Origin of the sequence: Pseudodesulfovibrio sediminis (assembly GCF_020886695.1) — a bacterium.
In the GTDB taxonomy this organism is placed as follows: domain Bacteria; phylum Desulfobacterota; class Desulfovibrionia; order Desulfovibrionales; family Desulfovibrionaceae; genus Pseudodesulfovibrio; species Pseudodesulfovibrio sediminis.
In genome coordinates this window covers 583757-607036 of sequence record NZ_AP024485.1, presented here as the reverse complement: position 1 = coordinate 607036, position 23280 = coordinate 583757, and the positions used below count along the sequence as shown (strand labels likewise).

Annotated in this window: 17 protein-coding genes and 1 tRNA gene; 17 read left to right on the top strand and 1 reads right to left on the bottom strand. The window is 52.4% G+C overall.

Annotated elements, in window-relative coordinates:
- Positions 1 to 45: 45 nt before the first annotated feature.
- From SRBAKS_RS02950 to SRBAKS_RS02910, 9 genes are all read left to right on the top strand, one after another.
- A complete protein-coding gene (locus SRBAKS_RS02950; protein ID WP_229593477.1) occupies positions 46 to 639 on the top strand; it encodes a phage connector family protein in 594 nt (197 codons plus the stop codon).
- A gap of 2 nt (positions 640 to 641) precedes the next feature.
- Entirely contained in the window at positions 642 to 2867 is a 2226-nt protein-coding gene (locus SRBAKS_RS02945; RefSeq protein ID WP_229593475.1) for a phage tail protein, read from the top strand.
- Positions 2868 to 3320, top strand: coding sequence for a hypothetical protein (locus SRBAKS_RS02940; protein ID WP_229593473.1), 453 nt, complete (start codon positions 2868 to 2870; stop codon positions 3318 to 3320).
- Positions 3321 to 3328: 8 nt separating this feature from the next.
- Positions 3329 to 5287: a hypothetical protein gene (locus tag SRBAKS_RS02935; RefSeq protein WP_229593471.1), complete on the top strand. Its 1959-nt coding sequence runs from the start codon at positions 3329 to 3331 to the stop codon at positions 5285 to 5287.
- A 104-nt stretch (positions 5288 to 5391) separates the two neighbouring features.
- A complete protein-coding gene (locus tag SRBAKS_RS02930) occupies positions 5392 to 7929 on the top strand; it encodes a Rossmann-fold NAD(P)-binding domain-containing protein (protein WP_229593469.1) in 2538 nt (845 codons plus the stop codon).
- Positions 7929 to 10595 carry a hypothetical protein gene (locus SRBAKS_RS02925; protein ID WP_229593467.1) on the top strand — a complete coding sequence of 889 codons (2667 nt, stop codon included), beginning with the start codon at positions 7929 to 7931 and terminating at the stop codon, positions 10593 to 10595. Before SRBAKS_RS02930 ends, SRBAKS_RS02925 begins: the two co-directional genes overlap by 1 nt.
- Positions 10595 to 11503, top strand: a complete 909-nt coding sequence (locus tag SRBAKS_RS02920; protein WP_229593465.1) for a hypothetical protein — start codon at positions 10595 to 10597, stop codon at positions 11501 to 11503. Before SRBAKS_RS02925 ends, SRBAKS_RS02920 begins: the two co-directional genes overlap by 1 nt.
- A complete protein-coding gene (locus tag SRBAKS_RS02915) occupies positions 11500 to 12906 on the top strand; it encodes an SPRY domain-containing protein (protein ID WP_229593462.1) in 1407 nt (468 codons plus the stop codon). Before SRBAKS_RS02920 ends, SRBAKS_RS02915 begins: the two co-directional genes overlap by 4 nt.
- 8 nt (positions 12907 to 12914) lie before the next feature.
- Positions 12915 to 13349 carry a tail fiber assembly protein gene (locus tag SRBAKS_RS02910; RefSeq protein WP_229593459.1) on the top strand — a complete coding sequence of 145 codons (435 nt, stop codon included), beginning with the start codon at positions 12915 to 12917 and terminating at the stop codon, positions 13347 to 13349.
- Between the two features lie 564 nt (positions 13350 to 13913).
- On the opposite strand, the gene SRBAKS_RS02905 is transcribed toward SRBAKS_RS02910, so the two are convergent.
- Positions 13914 to 13989 (bottom strand) — tRNA-Asn (locus SRBAKS_RS02905).
- 298 nt (positions 13990 to 14287) lie between these two features.
- On the opposite strand from SRBAKS_RS02905, the gene lysS reads away from it, so the two are divergent.
- Genes lysS through lpxA form a run of 8 tightly spaced genes read left to right on the top strand, consistent with a single transcriptional unit; the run spans position 14288 to position 23275 of the window.
- Positions 14288 to 15796, top strand: a complete 1509-nt coding sequence (lysS, locus tag SRBAKS_RS02900) for a lysine--tRNA ligase (RefSeq protein WP_229596896.1) — start codon at positions 14288 to 14290, stop codon at positions 15794 to 15796.
- A 23-nt stretch (positions 15797 to 15819) separates the two neighbouring features.
- A complete protein-coding gene (locus SRBAKS_RS02895) occupies positions 15820 to 17049 on the top strand; it encodes a lipoprotein-releasing ABC transporter permease subunit (protein ID WP_229593457.1) in 1230 nt (409 codons plus the stop codon).
- The gene (locus SRBAKS_RS02890; RefSeq protein WP_229593454.1) at positions 17042 to 17725 is read left to right on the top strand and encodes an ABC transporter ATP-binding protein; all 684 of its coding nucleotides are present in this window, start codon (positions 17042 to 17044) and stop codon (positions 17723 to 17725) included. Before SRBAKS_RS02895 ends, SRBAKS_RS02890 begins: the two co-directional genes overlap by 8 nt.
- A complete protein-coding gene (gene bamA, locus SRBAKS_RS02885) occupies positions 17715 to 20426 on the top strand; it encodes an outer membrane protein assembly factor BamA (RefSeq protein WP_229593452.1) in 2712 nt (903 codons plus the stop codon). Before SRBAKS_RS02890 ends, bamA begins: the two co-directional genes overlap by 11 nt.
- Before the next feature lie 34 nt (positions 20427 to 20460).
- Positions 20461 to 20973, top strand: coding sequence for an OmpH/Skp family outer membrane protein (locus tag SRBAKS_RS02880; RefSeq protein WP_229593450.1), 513 nt, complete (start codon positions 20461 to 20463; stop codon positions 20971 to 20973).
- Positions 20974 to 20977: 4 nt separating this feature from the next.
- Positions 20978 to 22024: a UDP-3-O-(3-hydroxymyristoyl)glucosamine N-acyltransferase gene (lpxD, locus tag SRBAKS_RS02875; RefSeq protein WP_229593448.1), complete on the top strand. Its 1047-nt coding sequence runs from the start codon at positions 20978 to 20980 to the stop codon at positions 22022 to 22024.
- Positions 22017 to 22475 (top strand): 3-hydroxyacyl-ACP dehydratase FabZ, encoded by a 459-nt coding sequence (fabZ, locus tag SRBAKS_RS02870; protein ID WP_229593446.1) that lies wholly within the window; start codon positions 22017 to 22019, stop codon positions 22473 to 22475. The genes lpxD and fabZ overlap by 8 nt, the downstream gene beginning before the upstream one ends.
- On the top strand, positions 22475 to 23275 hold the full coding sequence (lpxA, locus tag SRBAKS_RS02865; RefSeq protein WP_229593444.1) for an acyl-ACP--UDP-N-acetylglucosamine O-acyltransferase: 801 nt from the start codon (positions 22475 to 22477) through the stop codon (positions 23273 to 23275). Before fabZ ends, lpxA begins: the two co-directional genes overlap by 1 nt.
- The last annotated feature ends 5 nt before the right edge of the window (positions 23276 to 23280 follow it).

Sequence of the window (23280 nt, the reverse complement as noted above, 5' to 3'; positions counted from 1 at the left end):
ACGATGAACCGGCGGGGGCTTTGCCCCCGCCTTTTGGAGATGGATATGCAGCCGGATACGAATATTTGCAACCTCGCCCTTGGGCACTTGAAGATCACAGACCTGTTGACCAACGTGTTGACCGAGAGTTCTGTGGCCGCGCAGCAGTTCCGGCTGCATTGGTCGCCGGTGCTCAAGGAAGTGCTGCGGGCGTATCCGTGGCGGTTTGCCACCAAGCGGTGGTTGCTCGGTGGGCCGTCCGATACGGACAAGCCGCTTTTCGAGTGGGAGTATGCCTACAAGCTGCCGCAGGAGTGCATGCGGATTATCACGGTCTTTGGTGCTGACCAGATGCCCATGACGGCTGACGGGGCATGGGAAAAAGAAGGGGATTGCATCCTGACAAATGAAGAGGCTCCCCTGTATCTCAAGGGGGTGGGGCTGGTTACCAACTCCAATAAATTTGACGCGTCTTTCGTCAATGCCCTGAGCTTCCGTCTGGCCGCGCAGGTGGCACCGGGTGTGGGTGAAAGCAAGCTGCAAAACGGTATGATGGAAGTGTACACCGGGCTTATCGCTTCCGGTCAGTCCATTGACTCCTCGGAAGCCGCGCCGCCAAGCAGGCAGAGCGGCGGCTGGGTCAGTGCGTATCAGGGGTAGCCATGACATATCCGGTTATCAACGAGTCATTCAACTCCGGGGTCATCGCTCCCACGCTGGACGGGCAGAACAGGATTGAACCGCGTGAGCGCGGCTTGCAGACTGCACTCAATATGTTGGCGCGGGTGGAAGGTGATCTGTATTTCAGAGGCGGCACCGTGCTGGTGAACACAGTGAAGGACTCCAGCAAGGAAGGGCGTATTCTGCCCTTCGTGTTCAGTAACGATCAGGCGTATGTCATCGATGTCGAACCCGGATCGTTCCGGTTCGTGTCCGGTGATGGCAATATCATCAAGAGTGTGGCCGATACGGATGCGTGGGCAACCGGGACCGAATATGCCGTGGATGCCTATGTTGCGCATACTGGCGTATTGTTTCGCTGTACTCAGACGCATACAACCGATCATGAACCCGGTGTTGCTGCGGACTGGACAGAGTATTGGGGCGTCTGGGGTGAGGGCGATCCCTATGAAATTTCCAACGGGTATTCTGCAACCAATGTGGCTGAGCTCAACCGCACTCAGTCTGCTGACGTGTTCTTTATGGCAGACGGAGAGCACAAGATAACCACGCTCTCCCGCTACGACCATGACGATTGGCGTCTGGCTGATTTTGAAGCGGAGGACGGGCCGTATCTTGATGTGAATCTGAAAGATGAATGTACCCTGAAGCCGTCTGCCACCACCGGTACGGTGACGATCACGGCCAGTGGTACGGACTTCGAGCCGTTTGAGTCCACGGATGTGGGACGGCATGTCCGTTTGCGTCATGGTGATGTCGGCGCGTACACGGTGGGGTGGGGCATCATCACTGAGGTGACCGACTCCACGCATGTGAAACTTGACGTCAAGCGTGACTTCGGCACGACAACGGCCACGGAAATATGGTGGCTGGGGGCGTGGTCAGAAACCACCGGGTACCCCAAGAATGTGGGCTTCATCAATCAGGCCTTTGCGGCATCCTATACCAAGACGCAATCGCAGACCGTGTGGAAGTCGAACGACATTGATATCTATGATTTCGGTCCCACTGACGAGAACGCCGAAGTACAGGACAACAATGGGTTTTCCAAGACCATTGGCGGGTCAGACCAGATAAACCCCATTCATTCCTTTGCCTGGGCGCAGTACCTTGTGCTGTTCACCGGCGGTGGCGTGTGGCGGCTGGTGACGACCTCAAATGAACCGATCAAGCCGAGTAACGGCACGTTCCGTCTGGATTGTGGCGTCAAGGCCGCAGCTATCGACCCGGTGCGGATCGGACCCAAGACCGTGTTCGTTCAGAAAAACGGCAAGAAAGTCTATGCGCTCCAATACAAGTTCGAGAATGACGGATTGACTGAGGAGCTGCTTTCGCGGTTGGGGGCCACGTTGTTTTCTGCCGGTATCAAGGAAGTCGCCTATCAGGAAGAGCCGGTGCCGTATCTGTGGTGTCTGCTCAACAACGGCAAGCTGGTGTGCATGGTCCATGATGCCAACGAGAACGTGACCGGGTGTTTCCCTGTGACCATCGGTGGCGGGTCCGGCGGTGACGCCTTTGTCGAATCCATTGCCGTGATCCCTGGTGACAATGCGCGGGATCATCTTTATCTGCGCGTCAAGCGGACACTGGGAGGTTCTGTTGTCCGTACAATCGAACGCATGACATTGGGGTACACGCCCTATGAAGATGCACAGGAAGAAGCGGACATCCTCGCTAGGCAACCCGAGTGTTTCTATGTTGACTGCGGCATATCCTACAACGGTGAGCCGACCCACACCATATCCGGTCTTGAGATGTTCAACGGCGAAACTGTCCGCATTTTGGCAGACGGTGCTGTTCATCCTGAGCAGCTTGTTGAAGGTGGTTCGATCTCCCTGCAATACGCGGCGTCCATTGTGCATGTGGGGCTGGGGTACCGAGGGTATGCCGCGCCTGCGCGCCGTGAATTCGAGGTTCAGTATGGCACGAGCCACGGCAAGAAAAAGAAGCTTGAAAAGGCAACGCTGCTTGTGCGCGAGTCACTGGATGTGCAGTTCGGCAGCAGTCTTGACAAGCTGGAGCGCGTTCCCCTTGGTTCGAGCAACCGGACCCTTGGCAAACCCAATCCCCTTTTTACTGGTGAGATTCCCCTGACCCTTTCCGGCGGGTGGTCCCTGACCTGCCCTGACCTGTACATAGCGCACGATTCACCGACCCCGCTTGAGATTCAGCGGATTGATCGGTTTATCAGTGTGGAGGATACCTAGATGAGCAAAAAGAGCATGGCAAAACTGCTGCTTGGCGGGAGCACTGCCTTGAACCTGTTTGGCAACGTGACGGACGCCGAGGAAGCGTGGAAGACCGGCTATGCCAACCGGCAGGCCGCACTCAAGGACGCGCAACTGGTGCAGGAGTCCGGTGACATGGACATACAGCAGTTGGAGCGTGAGGGGCGGCAGCTCGTGGGCAGCAATCTCAATGCCATCACCGGGAGCAACACCGCGTTTTCCGGTTCGGCCATGGACATCATGGCTGACACCATGGCTCAACTGGAGTTGCAGAAGCGGAACAAACAACGGGAAACAGCGTCGAAACGTGACAGCCTGTACGCCGAGGCAAACAACGCTGCCCGGTCTGCGAGCAGTGCGCGGCAGCAGGGGTATCTCAAGGCAGGGGGAACCCTGTTGCGTGGCGTGGGCGATTTTATGGATATGTTCTAGGGGGCCTCATGGAATTGAAGAAATTTACCGCTGGTGGACTCAAGTTGACAGGCACAGCACGGCAGGCCATGCCCCGGACAATCGGGGCTGATGCTGTGGGCAACGAGATGCGCCGCATGGCCCTGAACATGTCTGCCAGTCAGGATGAAGATGATTACCATTCCGGGGTGTTGGCCTTTGCCAAAGGGGTCAATGCCCTGGATGCCGAGTTTGACAAGGATGAAGACCTGGCCACGCTCGGAGAACGTCGGGCCGAGAAGGTCAAAGGACTGGCTGAATCCCTGTATGAAGGGAAGTCAAGCCGGGTGCAGGAGAAGCTGCGGGAACGGTTTGATCTGGCTGCCGAGAGCGATGGTGTCAAGTGGAAGGCCATTGTCACCAAAAAGGATTCTGCCAACAGGGTGGCCCGGTTCAATGAGGATCTTGATCCCTACATGAACCACATGATTCAGGCCAAGACAGACCAGGACTATGCCAATGCAAAGGCCATGTGGAACGGGCGGCTCGCGGCCATCCAACCGCATATGTCCAAGGGGCAGTTCGCGCAGGTGCGGGAGCGTGTCAACGATACGGTGCAGTACCAACGTGCGTGGAATGCGACCACCGGAGAAGGGGCGTTTGACCCGACACCGTTCATGGACCTCAGTCCTGCTCAGGTGGGCCAGCTCGAAGCGCGGCACCATGTGCTCAAGCGGGAAAAAGCGCGGCGGGTTGCCGAGTATCAGAACGACAGGGCCAACGCCCTGATACCGCTGCTGGAAGATTCCGCCGCTTCGGCCATGCAGACCGGTGTGACCATGGACGGAACCAAGGAGATGCTGGCGGAGTTGTCCGGTCTGGGAGAACGGGGTGCCGAAATTGCTGATAAGTATCGCGCCCGGTTTGAGCGGACAGGCACGGTCTGGAACACCCTGGACGCGGTGAAGTTCAGCCCGCACGCCGAGCAGATGGCGGCGGTGGAAACGCTCCGGCCGGAACCGGGAACTCCCGGATACAGGGCTGACATGGATATGTATCAGCATGCTGCGCAGATTGTGGTGCAGAATGCCAAGGCATTTCAGGCAGACCCTGCCGGATTTGTGCGCGCAGACGCTGAAAATCGAGCCAGAAATGCGGCCAGTCCCATGCGGGAAGAGAGCTTGGAACCGCTCGTGATTCAGGCGTCCATGGAGATGCAGCGGGAGCTTGGCAACGCCGAACCGAAACTGTTGACCATGGCGCAGGCCAAGGGGTTGAAGGATCAGTTTGAACGGGCTGATGGGGATGGGAAGGCGCAGATTCTTCAGGGGCTGACCACGACATATGGGAAATTTGACGGGAAAGCCTTGGAAGAATTGGGACTTGACCATGCGGATGCTTATGCAGCCGAATTATACAATGGTGATTCGTTGCTTGGCCGAAATATTTTGCAAGCGATGAGCTTGAAGAATGAAGACATAGTGATCAGTCCGGAGACAAGAAAGAGTGTCAAGCAGGAAGTTGAAGACGCATATTTCAACGGCCCTGGGGCATATTTTCAGAAACAATATGAACTGACTGCCAACCCTCAGTATCAGCACATGAACAAGGAACTGCTGGCAGCCACCATGAAGTACGGAATGGTCATAGGAAATGGTACAAAAGCGGTCGAAGAAATGTGGGGAAAGCAAGTCGATTTTGTCTTCAGTGACGACATGCAAATAAGTGCGCCAGTTGAGGTGAATACAGATGAACTGAAACTCAGCCTGAGAAACTGGAGGTGGTCGCTTCCATACGACAACACATTTAGAAGGGCTGGTGTATGGGTCAATTCCAGTGACAGGACTGGGTTTTTGCTGGCTCTGCCAACAGGTGAAATCATGAAAGAGAAAGAGGGAAATCCGATTGTCGTTACCTATGAAGATCTCATTAAATTTGAACGAAACGAGCATGAGAGAGAAAGGTTAGCAACCAAAAATCGTCCTACCCGTGATGATGTGAGGTGGTAATAATGCGTATGTCATTGCCTCAATACAAGGGTGCCTCTGAGCAAGATATAGCGCGTGTTGCACAAGCGCTTCCACCAACATGGCTGGAGTCTGTGGGGGCGAATATGGGGGCAGCATGGGACTGGTCTCCTATCGCTCGTGTGGGTGAAGCTATTGGTGAGGACTTGGCGGAAATACGGGCCTATGGAGGGGGAAATCGTTATGAAAATGCGCTGTTAGAACAAAAAAATGCCATTGCAAAAGAGGATTGGCCTGACCATGAATATTATCGTGAAGGGATGGAATGGGAAGATGGATTGACACCTGTAGCGGCTAAGTATCGAGCCGAATTCTATGATGCCCGGCGGTCCCGAGACGCCATTCTAGCCAAGCAGACCATAGCACAGAAAGTGGTTGGCGTCGGTGTACAGATGGGTGTCGGGTTGGTCGATCCGGTTAACTATATTCCCATTATTGGCCCAGCGTATAAGGCCAAGGCCATCGCAAGCATGGGGGCCATTGGTGGACGCATGGTAGTGTCTGGACTTGAGGCTGGGGCTGGTAGCATTGGAGCAAATATACTTATCGGCCCTGAATTGAAGCGGCGTGGTGAAGCAATCACCTTCGAGGATTATGCATGGGATACCGTGATGGGCACCGGGGTCGGCATGTTGTTTGGCGGGGCTGGTGGAGCCTGGGCAAAGCATTTTCGTGGCGAGACTAAGGGCGCGGTGTTGCGCGGTCTGCAAAAGAGCGTGCTGGATGTGGGGGATGGCAAGCCCGTGGATGTGGGACCGATCATGAAGGAGGCTGTGGAGGCCGGGCAGTTCAACCGGGAACGGGCGTTCAAACAGCTTGTGGATGGCGGGTTGGATGCGGTGCAGTCCGAGAACTTTTTGACGCATTGGGAGGGGCTGGCAGCGGCGCAGGGCATGGACGTTGATTCCTGGGTACGCAAGCACATTGCCGATATCGAAGTGGGTGGGAGTGACGGGGAAGGTATCCGGTTTGCCAAGAAGGTCATGTATGACGAAACCGGGAAAATCAGGGTTGAGTATGAGGATACCGGGGCTGAATTCAGTTTGCAAGATCGCAAAAGCATGAAAGCTTATTTTGATACATTGGAACCGGAAAAAATCAAACAGCTCAAATTTGAAGATCCCAATCAGTATCTTGATGCCATCAAGGATATTGTGGATCACCTGTTCACTGAAGATGTAATTTTCAGACCACGGAAAGATTGGAGTGGTGTGGAATACGAGCATTTTACCAAACAATCAAAGAGAGAAGAGTATCTTCATAGCCTGCCAAACACGTTTAAAAATGAGGATATTAAAGTAGTTGTATCAAAAGCTGATGGCGAGAAGCTGCTTTATTTCAAACGGTATGTCGATGAGGAGCTGGGGAAGGATGTATGGGACATTGTTATTGCCTACAATAAGCGTGTCGTAGGGAAGGAAGAAATAAACACAAAAATACCCACCAGAGCGAGGAAGGGTAAAAGCGAATGGGCAAGGTTCATTGATAAAGAAAAGGAGGGGGTTGAACCTGAAGCGCCTCAGTCTACCAACCCGGACGGGGATACGGGGAACGCTCCCACCCGCCAAGATCACAAAAACAATATAGGCGATGCTGGCGAGAATGGCAAGCACCTTCCAAAGGACATTCGCCGCACTGTTGAGGATCTGCAATCCCGCGCTCAAAACGCGGCCCCGCTCAAGGTCGTGAACACCTTTGCCGAGCTGCCGGAGCATATCAGGGAGCATTATCGCAGTCGCAAAATGACTGGTGGCGTGCGCGGGGTTCAGGACAACGGGAAGGTCTACATTGTTGCCGATGCCATTGATTCGCCTGAGCAAGCCGCTGCGGTGTGGCTGCATGAGCAGGGGGTGCACCATGGATTGCGCGGGTTGGTGGGGGATGATGCGAAATTCAACACGCTCATGGATTCGGTGTTTGACCACTTTGGGGCCGAGAATCTGGAAATGGTGCGGCAGGAGTACGGGCTTGATTTCACCAACGTTACCCATCGGCGCGAGGCTGCCGAGGAAATGCTGGCCCATATCGGGGAGCAGGTAGCCAAGGGCGCGGAACTGTCCGATCTGGAAACTTCGGCATGGGAGAGCATCAAGGCGTGGTTTCGGGATTTTCTGCGGAATCATGGTCTTGAAGTTGAAATGACTGACGAGGATGTTGCGTGGATCGTCAAGGATGCTGTCCGGTGGACCATGGACGGCACGCCGAGTGTGACCCGGCATGGACCGCAACGGTTCTCTGTGGGTGGCAAGGCAAACGGAGCGGTGCAGTTCCTGCCCGATGGCCGTGCGCATGTCCGTATCTTTGATGGCGCTGATCTGGGTCAGGCCGGTGAATCTCTTTCCTCAATACTTGCTGAAAGGTTCGGTGTGCATCCTCCGCAGGAGCGTCTTGACTGGCGTGTGGAGAAGCCGGAGCGGGGAACCATTGATCCTATTGACACCATGGAGGTTGAGGATGCGCTGGCGCAGGATATGGAGGATGTGCAGGTGCTCATGGAGGCTGGCCGAGTGACCGAGGAAGAGATGCTTGAACTTAAAGGCGCGGAACGGGGCGTTGAACAGGCTAACAGAATTTCAACTGCGTTCCAGGTTGCTGCTGAATGCATTGTCAGAGGGGTGGCATAATGGCGCGGTATCAAGTCGATAATTGTGTACAGGACATCATGAACAGGGCTGGTGTTGATGACAACACAGCAGTTGAAATCATGCAGTCCATGCTTGACCAGAAGGAGCGCATAGGGGCTGAAATGGAAATTGATGCCATTGATGTTGAAATGAATCTCATTGCGCATGGTTTCGGTGAAGTGGCTCATGAAGCGGCCATGAAAGAAAAGCAGCAGCTCCTTCGCAACATTGTTTTGCGAGAGAAGTTTGATGCACATGTGGAAGGACTACGGACCAAAGGAAATTTGACTTACGCGCAGGCTCTTGATTCTGTCTTGCTCGGCACCCATTACAATATGGAAGCTGGGCGCGTGTCCGTGTCCACGCGGCGGGCTGATCTTGAACAGCGGTGGGCAGGCAAGATCCTGGCCAGTATCGAGGGAGAAAAGCCGCATGTGCTCAAGCTCATTCGCAAGGACAAGCAATTCCTCGACGATGTAACGACCGAGATGTTCCATATTGACGAGGGGCAGCTTGTGACCGGCAACAAGGATGCCCAATGGCTTGCACAGGTGCTCACTGACGTGGCTGATGAATCTCGCCAGCGGGTGCAGAAAGCAGGCGCCGACGTGAAACGGCTCACCAACTGGGTGCCGCAACGGCATGATGTGGCCAGGATTATCAAGACCGGGTTGAATGAATGGCGTGATTTCATGGTCAAGAACGACCTTTTGGACATGGAACGGACATTCGGGAACCTGCCGCCACAGCATGTCAATGATGCGCTGGAACAGATATATTACAAGATTATCAGTGGAAGAGATGTGGCCACCATGACCAACTGGCAGAACATGGTTGTGTCAGGACCGGCCAACCTTGCTCAACAGCTCGCCAATCAGCATCGTGCGCTCTTCTTCAAGAACGCTGACAAGTGGATGGAATACGCCTCTGAATTCGGCACCGGGAACGTATTTGATTCGGTCATGCACCACTTGCGGGACAATGCGGTCGATGCTGCTTCCATGGAGTTCATGGGGGCGAACCCGCAGGCGTTCATGGAACGGTATATCAAGCACACGGAGAAGAAGATATGGGACGATCCCACGCTGACCGACACGGAGAAGAAAAAGCAGGCAGGGAAACTGCCGCGCAGTCTTGACCAGGTGAACAGCCCCATTGCCATGGGATTCAATCTCGTGACCGGCCGGGCTGACAAACCACACAATCATATTGGAGCCAAGGCCGGATCATTCCTGCGGTCCTGGACTTCCATGGCAAAGCTGGGCATGGCGGTCATGTCATCCGTGACAGACCTTTCCACGGCTGCGGCACGGCTGCGTGTTCAGGACAAGCCTTTGCTCGAAAGCTACGCCGGAATGGTCAAGGGATTGTTTGAAGGCAAGCACGACCATGAGAAAAAGGAGCTGGCGTATCTGCTCGGTGTGGGGTTTGATGGGATGCTTGGCGACATCCACGCGCGGTTCATGGCCGAAGATCAGGTGCATGGGAAGTTTTCCAAGGCACAGCAGACGTTTTTCAAGCTGTCCGGTCTGACCGACTGGACGGAACGCAACCGGACCACCTTTGCCATGATGAGCAGTGCGCACATGGGGATGCGGACCAAGCAGAAGTGGGGCGAGCTGACTGAGCGGTTCCGGTCCACACTCCTGCAGCACGGTATTGATGAACGGACATGGCAGGCTGTGCAGGCTCTGGAGAAACACGATGTGGACGGCAAAGGGTATATTACCCCTGAAGCAGCCAAAACGCTGAGCAATGAAGCCGTTGACGCCTACATTGCGCCCAAGCTGGCTGAGTATGAAGCGTTCCTTCAGGATCAGTGGCTCAAGAAACACGGAAAGCGTGGAAGCGATATTCCAAAAGACGAGATCATATACAAAACGCATGTGGACATGAACCTGCACAAGCGGCGTGAGGCTCTGCGCAAAAATGCCCGTTTGGAAATCCAGGACAAGCTGGGCGCGTATTTCATTGACGAGACAAATTACGGCATAATCGTGCCGGATGAGCGGACGCGGAGATGGCAGACTGCCGGACTCCAGCCCGGTACTATTTGGGGCGAAGCCGCCCGGTTCATGATGCAGTTCAAATCCTTTCCCATTGCCTTTGGGCAACGGCAGTTGATGGCTCACTGGCGGGGGGCACCTGGGGGGAAAGTGGACAAGGCAGGTCTCGCCCATCTTATCGCTTCCACTACCGTGCTTGGATATGTGGCCATGACATTGAAAGACATCGTGAAAGGCCGTGAACCACGCAATATTACTGATGTCGGGACATGGGGCGCGGCTTTCATGCAGGGCGGCGGGGCCGGTATCTACGGCGACTTCCTGTTGAATAAATATGATCGGTTTGGGGCAGGCCCCATGAAGACCATAGAAGGGCCTGTGTTCAATTCGCTTGATGATGCCGCTCGCATGATCGTCAATACCATGCACGGCGATCCTCCGAGCATGGCCAGGGCATTCCACTTTGCCAAGAACAACACGCCATTCCTCAACCTTTGGTACACCCGTCTGCCGCTTGATTATCTTATCCTCTACCATCTTCAGGAGATGGTGACTCCAGGGTATTTGCGTCGGATGGAGAGGCGGCTTGAAAAGGAAAACGGGCAGGAAATGATTTTTCCGCCATCAACTTATATCAAACGTGGAGGAGGGAGGAGATAATGCAGATTACTGAAGATAAAAACGAGGTGAGATATACCGCGAGCGCGGGGCAGACCGAGTTCGTTTTCGATTTTCCGGTGTATCTGGACACGCACCTGGTGGTGTACGACGGCGAGGTTGTTGATGGCGTCACGAATTGGACCGAACAAACGCTGACGGATGATTATACCATGGTCCACACTGATGAGGAGGCCAAGACCGGCAAGGTGGTGTTTACCTCTGGCAGGACAGTTGGACACAAGATTTTGATTATCCGCAATGTTCCGCTCACTCAGTTGAGCCGGTATATTGATGATGACAAACTGCCTGCCGCAGTCTTTGAGACTGATATCAACCTGGGGGTCATGAGGGACCAGCAACATGCCAAGCTGTTTGCAAAATGCTTCCGGTTGCCGTTGACCTCTGAGCTGGAAGACCTGTCTATTCCTGAACCGGAGGCAGGCAAGGTGCTGTATTGGATATCGACCACTGAAATGGGCAACAAGAGTCTGGCTGATCTGGGAGCTATTGCCCTGCCGTTGTCTGTGACAGACGGTGGCACTGGAGGCGATACAGTGGAGGACGCCGTGGAAGGGCTGGGACTGACCAAGGCAATCAAGGCAGATGAATCCATTGTGTTGGAAAAAGGCTACCCGGCACAGGCCAATGCCATGGTTACATCCGCGCCTTCCCCGGCCACTGGCGCACTCCAGACCATTGACACGTCCGGCGGGGCGGTTGACCTTGGTGTGCCTGTGGCTGCCGGTGTGATCCGTTTTGTCGCTTCAGGCGACAACGCGCTCAATCCCTCGGCCAGCTATGGCTCCATAGACGGTGAGTACGATACTGTCATCGGGCTGGCGCAAGGTGAGATCGTCAGCGACGGGACCAATCATTTCCTGACCATTGTCAACGGAGTGTCGGCATGATGCAGCCTGCCGGAATTTTGAAGAACAGCAATGGGAGCGTGTACCCGGTGTCTGTGCCGTATTCGGCCCTGCTCGAATCCGGTTTTTCATCCTCTGGTGCCGTGGCAACGGATTGCACCATTGCCTTTGGATTCAAGCCGACTGATCCGACCGTTGATACGTCCCACGAGCTGGTTGACGTGACCAACCATTACCTGCTGACCATCCGCAAGGTTGATACCGTCGTGACCGTGTGGGCGCAGGATGTTGAACTGTCTGCGTATGGCGGGGCTGTCGGCTCCACTTACGCCGAGTTCGTGAGCAATGTTTTGACCGAGTATTGCGGGAGCGACAAAGGGTATTATTCGCGGCTGGCCATTGTTGAGAGTGCGCTGGATTACACGAGCTTCTGGCGGGCTTCGACGGCGGTTCCAGGCCTGTGGGTACCAAGAGGTATTTCCGGCCTGACGTTGCACACGCGGCTTGAATTTGGCAACGCAGTAGACTTAGGGGCAGACACCTCTGGCAATGGTAATGACTGGACTTTCGTGTCTGCTGATCAATCCGTGGACACGCCGACGAACAACGGAACGACTTATAATGTGCTGACTGCTACGACTTCGCCTGTGTATCATGATGGTAATGTATCTATCCAAGGTCCGGGCGGGTGGGGAGCCTCACGGAGTACCCTGCTCAGTACCGGCAAATGGTATATGGAGTTTCATGTTGATACTCTCTCCCAGTCAGTTGGTGTGCGGTTTGGGTTTGAAGATCATTTCTTATGGCCCGGTCCGGTGGCTGGTGGAACAGGTTCCTATGCCTTTATGCTCACTTCAAACCAGTTGCAGTTAATTGCCAATGGTAGCAGCGCGGTGGTTTTGTGTTCAGCTACTACTCTTAGTGCCGGACATACAATCGGTATTGCATACGACACAGACACAGGGAAAGCGTGGGTACGTCAAAATGAGACGTGGTTAGGCACAGGCTCTCCTGCCCCTGCAACTGGAACTGACCCTGTGTATACCGTCCCAACGCTCAAGGATTTTATCCATGTTGCCAGCGTGTATACAAGTGGGACCAGGATAACCGGTCATTTCTCTGAGGCCGACCTTGAATATCCAGCGCCTGATGGATTCGTCGCTTTAGCTCCCTCTAACATTGAGGATGGGGTATATGACCTCTCCGGTTCGTACAAGGGCAACGGCAGTGCTAATGGTATGTGCATCTGCACTAGATGCGCCTTGGATACACTGACTATCAACGGCATCACCTATACCAATGATGGGACTGATAGTGCCGTCGTCAAATTCTTGAGCAATGGTTTTAAGCTTGTCAGTGCCATTAGCAACGTTAGTAACACAGTATATGACTGGACCGGGACATTGCTGTATCCGGCCAATACCTCCAACGCACAACCAAACTAGGAGATATGATGTACAGATACAAAGATGGAAGCATCAAACGTATGCCGCCGACAACCGTGGAGATCAACGGTTTTCTCCGCTCTTTCGCGGAGCTGACCCCCGAGGAGTTGGATGAGGCTGGGTACAATGAGGCGGTGCCCTTGAAGCGTGATGCCTTTACCGAGTACACCACGGCGTGGGTCAAGGGTGATGATTTGATCTACCGCGAGGAGGTTGTGTCTGCTGTGGTGGATGAGAAAGCCAGGGCTGAACACGCCGCCACGCAGGTGCGGTCTGAACGTGATCAACTGCTGGCCGAATCTGACTGGACGCAACTGGCTGATTGCCCGCTTGATGAGAAAGCGCGGCTGGCGTGGGCCGACTATCGTGGGGAACTCAGAAATATCCCGCAACAGGCGGCATTCCCGGACGCCATCCAGTGGCCGGACAGCCCTGTTGCCTGACTATCGTTCACAGGCATGGGCGGGCGCGGCGTGTCCATGCCTTCCATTTACGGGCGTTCTCTGCGGAGGACGCCCGTTGTGCTATCCGGCAGTCAGCGTGGTGATGCGATCGGCGAAATCAGGGTATTGATTGACGAGGGCGTATCAGGATGCCCTGGAAGCATCCACCAGCCCTGAAGAGGTGCAGGCCATCGAGGCTGTTTCGACCATGACATAGAGTATCATTACGGAGCTGGAGCAGATGCCTCGCCAGCAGAAAACTATAGAGAGCGACTTGATGCCGACAATCAGCTTTACCACTGTGTCAAAACACACGGTCTAGTCGGGAAAATATGGGCTCCTCTGATCTGGCTCGGTGTCCGTATCGGCGGCGGGGCTTACTGGCCAACCACGTACAAGTGGGGATTCGGCTGGAATAAATAAAGAGAGTGGCATCGGATTTGAGAAAAACACTGGATGGTTTTTGGACGGTTGGACCGTCCAAAAGTGTCCGTTTTGCTCCGATTTGTCCAAAATGAGAAAAGGGCTGATAAGGTGTTTATCCTTATCAGCCCTTGAGCTTTCTGGCTCCCCAGCACGGACTTGAACCGCGAACCTAGTGATTAACAGTCACCCGCTCTGCCAATTGAGCCACTGGGGAACTTCGTGTTCGTCGAAGCGTTTTGTTCGTCGAAGCGAGATGAGTGTTTAAATAAATCGGGAATTGCCGTCAAGCAAAAAAACACGACTTTTTTTAGAAAGTTGCGATTTGTTTTTTAGCAGGGCTTATATGGCTCATTTTCTTGACGGGGAGGGGTAATTGACTTACAAATTCAACGTTTCTCGTATTTTTCTAGACTTTTCGGGAAACAGGGAAAAAAACATTGGGACAAAATAAGAAAAAGAATAAGAAAATCAAGCTCGCAACCAAGTCCGTACATGCGGAAAGGTTCATGCCAATGCTTGAGGCGCTTCAGGCCAAAGATGAACTTAACGCTGTAATCAAGTCGCGCGTTGAAAAAGCATGTCTGTTGCTTGACGACGGTATCGATCTTTACCCCAACGATTTTAAACGGGATAATGAGGTTCAGCAGATATTGAGTGACCATGGCGAGACGGATGGAGAGGCGCTTGAGAGCTTGGATCTCGAGTACACCATCGCAGGTCGTGTGGTCTCTTATCGCTCGTTCGGTAAGGTCACCTTCTTTCATCTCCAGGATCGAACCGGGAAAATTCAGGTCTATGCGGCCAGAGACGAGTTGGGTGTTGAGGCTTATCAACGCTTCAAGAAAACCGATATCGGCGACATCGTCGGTGTTACCGGCGGCCTCTTTCGTACCAAGACCGGTGAATTGACCGTAAAGACCAAAACTTTCAAACTCATTACGAAATCCATGCGTCCGTTGCCGGAAAAGCACCATGGCCTCAAGGACGTGGAAACTCGCTACCGCCAGCGGTATGTGGATCTCATAGTGACGCCCAAGACCACGGAAATTTTCAAGGCTCGTACCGCAATTATTCGTGAGATGCGGAACATCCTTGACGAGAAGGGCTTCATGGAAGTGGAAACACCCATGATGCAGGCCATTCCCGGTGGCGCCACGGCCAAGCCGTTTGAGACACATCATAATGCTCTCGACATGAAGCTCTACATGCGTATTGCACCGGAGTTATACCTCAAGCGATTGCTGGTTGGCGGATTCGAGCGGGTATATGAGATCAACAGGAACTTTCGCAACGAAGGCACCTCGACTCAGCATAACCCTGAATTCACCATGCTTGAATTCTATTGGGCGTATGCCAACTTCGAAAATCTGATGGATTTGACCGAAGAGATGTTCTCCCGGATTGCCACAAAGGTGACAGGTTCATCCGTGGTGACCTATCAAGGAGTCGAAGTCGACCTGTCCATCGGAGCCTGGACTCGCATGCCGTTCCATGAGTCGCTGGAGAAGATCGGTGGCGTGCCTCCTGAGATCTATATGGATTATGACAAATGTCGTGATCTGGTAAAAGAGAAAGGCGAGAAGACGGTCGAGGGTGAAAAGCTCGGCAAGCTCCAGGCCAAGCTCTTTGATCTGCTGGTTGAGCCGAAGCTCATACAGCCACACTTTATCTATCATTATCCGACAGATATTTCGCCGCTGTCTCGTCGCAACGAAGCCAATCCGGAAATAACCGACCGCTTCGAGTTGTTCATGACAGGCCGCGAGTTGGCCAATGCATTTTCTGAATTGAATGACCCCGTTGATCAACGAGGCCGTTTCGAAATTCAGGTGGAAGAAAAGGAAGCCGGTGATGAGGAGGCCCACTTCATGGACGAGGATTATGTTCGTGCCCTTGAATACGGTATGCCACCCGCTGCCGGTCAGGGTATAGGTATCGATCGTCTTGTCATGCTCCTGACAGACAGCGCCTCCATTCGGGAAGTCATCCTCTTCCCGCTACTCAGGCCAGAGGCCGGGTAGCGTGGGTTGTTGCAAGGAAAATTATGAGATTTGAAACCTTCATAGCACTTCGCTACCTGTTTGCCTTACGGAAGCAGTCGTTCATTTCCGTCATATCGCTTTTTGCGGTATGCGGTGTGGCTATCGGCGTCGGTGCTCTCATCGTTGTCATCGGTGTGATGAATGGTTTCTCCACGGATTTGCGGGACAAGATTCTTGGCGTCAATGCGCATATTCTGGTGACCTCCTTGCGGGGTGGCGTTAAGGATCATGATAAATTGGCCGAAGAAGTGTCTACCGTGCCTGGCGTAACCGGCGTGACTCCTTTTATTTATTCTGAAGTCATGCTGTCCACTCGGACTGGCGTGAAGGGGGTTGTCTTACGAGGCATTGATCCTTCGACATCGGAAACAGTGGTGAGCCTGTCCAAAGACATGGTCAGCGGTGACGTGAACATGCTTGGCGAGCAAAGTGATTTTCCCGGAATCATCATCGGTTCAGAGCTGGCCAAACGGCTGGGATTGACCGCTGGTTCCGAGGTCAATCTACTGTCGCCTTCGGGACAGTCCAGTTCTGCGGGGTTCACCCCCAAAGTGCGCCGGTTTAACGTGGTAGGCGTTTTTCGAACAGGAATGTTTGAATACGATTCCTCCCTTGGGTATGTCTCCATTCCAGCGGCAAGAAAGTTGTTGGGATTCAAGGGGGATGTGGTTTCCGGGTTGGAAATTAGCGTGGATGACGTGTACAATGTGGAAAAGATTTCTGAGGATCTGCGTGCAAAAATTGCATCTTTTACGGTGTATGTACGACATTGGCAGGAAATGAATGCCAATCTTTTTGCGGCGTTAGAGCTGGAAAAAACGGCTATGTTCATTATTCTCGCCATGATAGTTCTCGTAGGATCTTTCAGTATTGTCACAACACTGGTTATGCTGGTAATACAAAAGACCAAAGACATAGCGGTGCTTATGTCCATTGGTGCGGATGCCAAAAGTATTCGGAGCATATTCATGTTGCAGGGGACGTTTATCGGTCTGGCTGGAACGTCCATCGGTTTCCTTATCGGAGTACCGGTCAGTTTGCTCTTGAAGAAGTATCAGTTCATCAAGTTGCCAAGTAATGTGTATCCTGTGGATTATCTGCCTGTGAGGCTGGAAGCCATTGACTTGATTGCCATTGGTGCTGCCGCGTTTTTATTGTGTTTTCTGGCGACTATCTATCCTGCCCGTCGGGCAGCATCCTTGAGTCCTTCCGAGGCCTTGCGTTATGAGTAGTGACTCTATATACCGGCTGGTCGCCGTTAATAAGGAATTTGCAGGTCCGCCTGAAACAGTGCGGGTTCTGAACGAAGTTGATTTGTCCATCAACCGGGGAGAATCCCTGGCCATACTGGGCGCATCGGGGTCGGGGAAGACAACCCTGCTGCATATGCTTGGTACGTTGGATACTGTGACGAGTGGTGATATTTATTTTAATGGTACCAAGTTGAGTACCATGGGAGACAGGCAGCGGGCGGAATTGCGAAACCGGGATATCGGTTTTGTTTTTCAATTTCATCACCTTCTGCCCGAGTTTTCCACTTTGGAAAACGTGGCAATGCCGGCGTTTATTGCTGGGATGGGACGTTCCAAGGGATTGCAGCTTGCCAAGGAAGCGCTTGATATGGTCGGACTGGCTCATCGACTTGAACATAAGGTCACGACCCTCTCCGGGGGCGAAAGACAACGTGCTGCAATAGCACGGGCCATTTTGCTCAAGCCGAAAGTCCTTCTGGCTGATGAGCCTACTGGCAATCTGGATGAAGAAAATGGTTCCAAGGTCGGTGAATTGTTGGTTTCCCTTAATGCAGAATTAGGCATGACCTTTGTGGTCGTTACCCATAATCCGGAACTCGCAGGCATGATGCAAAGACGTGTCGAATTGCGGTCAGGAGAACTTTATGATCATTAATCTCGCTCGCAAAGTTGCGATGTGCGCGATTGCTGTACTCTTGTTGACAACAGCGGCTTGGGCCGCGGTAGGAATGGATCAGGACGTTAAGGTCGCTGTGTTGCCGTTTAAGGTAAACGCCGGCGATGATTTGGCATATCTTGAGGAGAGCCTGCCGGAGCTGTTGAATGATCGATTGGTTGAAGCTGGGTTCAAGGTCGTAGAGCCTGAAGAGGTGAAGCGAATTCTTGATGAGAAGGGCATAACAACCTTTGATTCGACTTCTGCGCGTGAAGTGGCCCTGCTGACAGGTGCCTCTTTCTCTGTATATGGCTCCCTGAATCAGATTGGTGATAATCTGACAATGGACGCCCGCCTGGTCGATGCCTATGGCACAGGAGCTGGCAAGAAAATTTCCGTGAGCAAGGAAGGGCTTATCAATCTGTTGCCCGCAGTTGACGCACTGGTTGCCCGGATGCGTACAGACTTGCTTCGTCTGGACGTTGTCGCTGAGGTCGATGTCGCTGGCACCAAAGTGCTGGACAAGGAAGTCGTGCTCATGCGTATGACCATGCAGAAGGGGGACCTGCTTTCTGCTGATGCAGTTAATACTGCTCTTAAAAATGTTTATGATCTTGGCTATTTCGATAATGTCGAAGTGTTGATTTCCGATGTGGATGACGGGAAGAAAGTGATATTTGATGTCACTGAAAAGCCTCGTATTCAGGCTTTGGGCGTTCGTGGTGCCGAGGAAATTGATTCCGAGGACATTCTCGAAGCCGTATCGACCAAGAAGGGTGGGGTCGTGAACCCCAAGGTCCTCGCAGATGATATTCGTGTCATTCGAGAGATGTATCGCAAAGAAGGGTACTACAAGGCCAAGGTCACGCATGAGATTGAGGATTCCGGTACCGGTGTTGCTCGTCTGACCTTCGTGATTGATGAAGGGCCTCAACTCTACATTGAAAACGTCATCATTGATGGTGCCGAGCAGATGGATCCTGATGATATTAAGAGCATCCTGGCCCTTCAGGAGCGCGGAATGCTCTCTTGGGTCACTGACTCGGGTGTGCTGAAGGAAGAACTCCTGGAACGAGACGCTTCTGCCATCATGGCGTTTTATCAGAGTAAGGGATTTCTTACCGCCAGGGTCGGCCGCCCTGAAGTCAAAATCAATGACGATGGTATCGATGTCATTTACAAGGTCCACGAGGGAGACCGGTATCTGATGGGGAAAACCTATTTCAAGGGTGATCTCATTGATGATTCGGATAAACTGATTGGGCTTGTTAAGATCAATACACTGAACGAAGAAGGCGAGTATTTTGATAGAACCTTGCTCAAGGGTGATGTCGATTCACTTACTGCCTATTACAACAACTATGGGTATGCCTACACCGAAGTTGCCGTAAATCTTCAGGACGACGCTGAAACCAAGGTTGTCGATGTCGTCTTTACGATTACCAAGCATCAGCGTGTTCATATCAGGCGTGTTTTGCTGGAGGGCAACACTGTCACTCGGGACAACATCGTTATGCGCGAGATGCGCCTTGCCGATGGAGATCTGTTTAGTGGTGACAAGTTGAAACGTTCTCACCAGCGTTTGACCCAGTTGGATTATTTTGAAAAAATTGATATCGCTCCGGTCCCCACAGGTAATCCTGAGGAAATGGACCTTGTCGTCAAGGTCAAGGATAAAGCCACTGGTAAGGTGAGTGGCGGTATCGGATACTCGACCTATGATGGCCCGTTCTTTGCCGGTGAAATATCTGAAAGGAACCTTTTCGGTAGAGGCTATGAGATTGGTTTCAATGGTAAGATTGGTAGCTCGACCGCCTATGTTGCCCATTTCACCAATCCGCATATAGATGATACTGATCTCGGTTTTGGCGTTACGGCATACAATACAGACACCGAATTTAGCTCTTATGACAAGGCTGCCATAGGCTCCAAGCTTCGTTTCTTCTACCCCATAGGCGAATATACAAAACTCAATTGGTCCTATGGGTTTGAATATTACAAGATCAAGAATGTTGACAGCAATGCAGATGATTCAGTCAAAGACGACGCCGGTGAACATACCGCTTCGACTCTGGCTGCAGCAGTCACCAGAGATACTCGTGACAGTTTTATGAATACCACTACTGGTACCAAGACGACGTTGAAAATCACGTTTGGTGGTGGGCCGTTGGGTGGTACTGATGACTTCGTGAAATATGTCGGGTCATACAACTGGTGGTATCCGCTTTTCGAAGAGTTTGTCTTCCACTCCAAGTTCTGGGGCGGGTATGTGCATGAGAATCTGAACAGCACGGAAATCCCGACTGCCCAGAGGTTTGAGCTTGGTGGTGTCGGAACTATTCGTGGTTATGACAACTATTCGATTATCCCAACGGCAAACTCGACGTCATCTGCTACCATCGGTGGTGACAAGGCGTTTTATACCAACCTTGAAATCAAGCGTCCGATCAGCAAGGATTTGGGCATCGTCATGTTTGGATTCTTTGATGCCGGTAACGCCTGGAAAGAGGGCGAGATGCTCTTTGAATCAGTGACGCGTTATGGTAGCAAACCGACTCTTGGATTGTACAAGAGTGTTGGTACCGGCATAAACTGGTACTCTCCCATGGGACCGGTTGGCTTGGTCTACGGCTATGCATTGGATGACCTGGATAACAATGGGCGTCACAAGATCGAATTGCTCATGGGTCAAACCTTTTAATATTTGTTCTTAATTACCTTTAGGAGATATACTGATGAAAAAAGTTATTCTGTTAGCAGTCTGTTTTGTGCTTCTTTTCCAGGTCAGCGCTTTTGCCGAGACCAAGATTGGAGTTATTGATACCCAAAGAATTGGTGAAGATTCTCTTTATGGAAAAGAAATTCACGACAAGCTTGAAGCCAAATTTGGTGCGAGCCGGAAAGAGTTGGCCAAAGAGGGCGCTGCCATCAATCAACTGAAGAAGCAGTTGCGTGCGGGAGCAATCGACAAGGAATTGGTTGCTGACAAAACCGTCGAAGTGAATGATCGTGAACGCTCTCTGAATACGAACAGCAAGTTCCTCAATCAGAAAGTACAGTTTGAATACCGTAAGTTGGCTCCGGCTTTCCTGCAGAAGGTGCAAGACGCAGTTTTGGCCTATGGCGAAAAGAACGGCTACACCATCATCTACGCCAAGAGCCCCGCTTTGACATATATTGCTGATGGTGTTGATGTTACTGATGCTATCATTGCAGAACTCGACAAAATGAAAAAGGCCGGTAAGTAGCCACATGAGCATGAAGCTGTCCGCCCTGGCCAGGGAGCTAGGACTCGATTATACTGGAGCGGATATTGATATTGCCGGGGTCAACACCCTGGACAAGGCTTGCCCGGACGAGTTGTCGTTTTTGGTCAATCCGAAATATCTGTCTCAAATGGAAAAGACAAAGGCCGGATGTGTTCTCACATCCGGCCCTTATGCCGATAAGGTCCCGAATGCTCTTGTCAGCGACAACGTCTATATGGACCTTGCCAAGGTCGTGGACCTGTTTGCCAAGCCGCAGGGATGTCTGAGTGGTGTCAGTGAGTTGGCCTATATTCACCCTGATGCACAACTGGACGAAACCGTTACGGTGTATCCTTTTGCTTTTGTTGGAGCCGAGGCCGTTATCGGTGCAGGCACCACCATTTTTGCAGGAGCCTATATCGGAGAAGGCACAACCATTGGCACTCAGTGTATCGTGTATCCCAATGCCGTGGTTATGGGTGGCCTGTCTATCGGCAACAACGTCATTGTTCATCCCGGAGCGGTCTTGGGCGGCGATGGATATGGATATGCACAGACACCTGTCGGTCACCGGAAGATTCCGCAGATCGGTACGGTCCAGATAGCTGACAATGTCGAAATTGGCTCCAATACGACCATTGACCGTGCTGCATTGGATACGACGTCTATCAAACAGGGTACCAAGATCGATAATCTTGTTCAGGTAGGGCACAACGTTGAAATCGGTGAGCACTGTCTGGTGATCGGGCAGACCGGGATCGGCGGAAGCACGGTTATCGGCAATGGAGTTGTGCTTGCCGGACAGGTCGGTGTGCCGGACAACATCAAAATCGGCGATGGCGCCATCATTGGGGCCAAGAGTGGCGTTTCCGGTGATGTTGCCCCTGGTGTCACGCTGTTGGGTGCTCCTGCCATGCCTGCCAAACAGTACATGCGTGCTGCTGGCGTGTGTCTGCCCAAGCTGCCTGATCTGTTCAAGCGCGTGAAGAAATTAGAAAAAGAACTTGCTGCAGTAAAAGCTGAAGCCGCTTCTGGAGAAGATGATGAGTAACGAGTTTTTTCTCGATATACGGAAGATTATGGAGCTGCTGCCCCATCGTTATCCTTTCCTTCTTGTGGACAGGGTCGTTGAATTCGAGCCTGGAGTTCGCTTGAAGGCGATTAAGAATGTGACAATGAATGAGGACTATTTTCAGGGACATTTTCCTGGCTTGCCTGTCATGCCAGGTGTCTTGCAGTTGGAAGCACTGGCTCAGACCGGTGGAATTTTTGTCATGAGTTCTGTTGAAGAAGAACTGGGTGACAAGGTTTTTCTGTTTGCAGGTATCAACAAGGTCAAGTTCCGCAGACCTGTTGTGCCGGGAGATCAACTCGTTCTCAATGTATTTTTTGAAAGACAAAAAATGAATATATGGAAGATGCGTGGAGTTGCTGAAGTCGATGGCAAAGTCGTTTGCCAGGGCGAGTTTTCGGCAGCTGTCGCAAATAAAGGGGATATGTAATGGCCTCAGAAATTCATGCAACCGCTGTCATTGATCCGACTGCTGAACTAGGTGTCGATGTACGCATTGGGCCTTTTGCTGTCGTAGGCGCAGATGTCAAAATTGGTGATGGAACGTTTCTGGAGTCTCATTCGGTCATTCAGGCGAACACCGAGCTTGGTGCAGGCAACCACATTCACCCGCATGCCGTCATCGGTGGAGAGCCGCAACATAGCGCGTATAAAGGTGAAAAAACGTTCACCCGCATAGGTGATAATAATATTATTCGTGAATGTGTCACCATACATCGTGGGACGGTTCAGGGCGAAGAAGTCACCACGATCGGCTCCAATTGCATGTTCATGGCTTACGCACACATTGCTCACGATTGCATTGTCGGTGATAATGTCATTCTGGCCAATGCCGTACAATTGGCAGGGCATGTGGTTGTCGGTCGTAATGTTATCATCAGTGGGTTGTCCGCAGTACAGCAGTTCATCCGCATCGGCGAGTACACCTTTCTTGGTGGCGCTAGCGGATACAAGCTGGACGTACCTCCATTTATGCTGGCGCATGGCGTGCGTGGCAAGTTGTTCGGCCCCAATCTCATCGGCCTGCGACGGAATGGGTTTGATTCGGACTCCTGCAAGGGGTTGAAAAAGGCCTACAAGATTATTTTCCGTTCCGGTCTGACCAAAGAAGAAAGTCTTGCTCAGGTCGAAAGGGAGATTCCCGATAACGAGCATGTCGAACGGCTTGTTGCCTTTATTCGTGAGAGTAAAAACGGCGTTACTCCAGATCATAAGTTTAATAAAAATTAATCGGT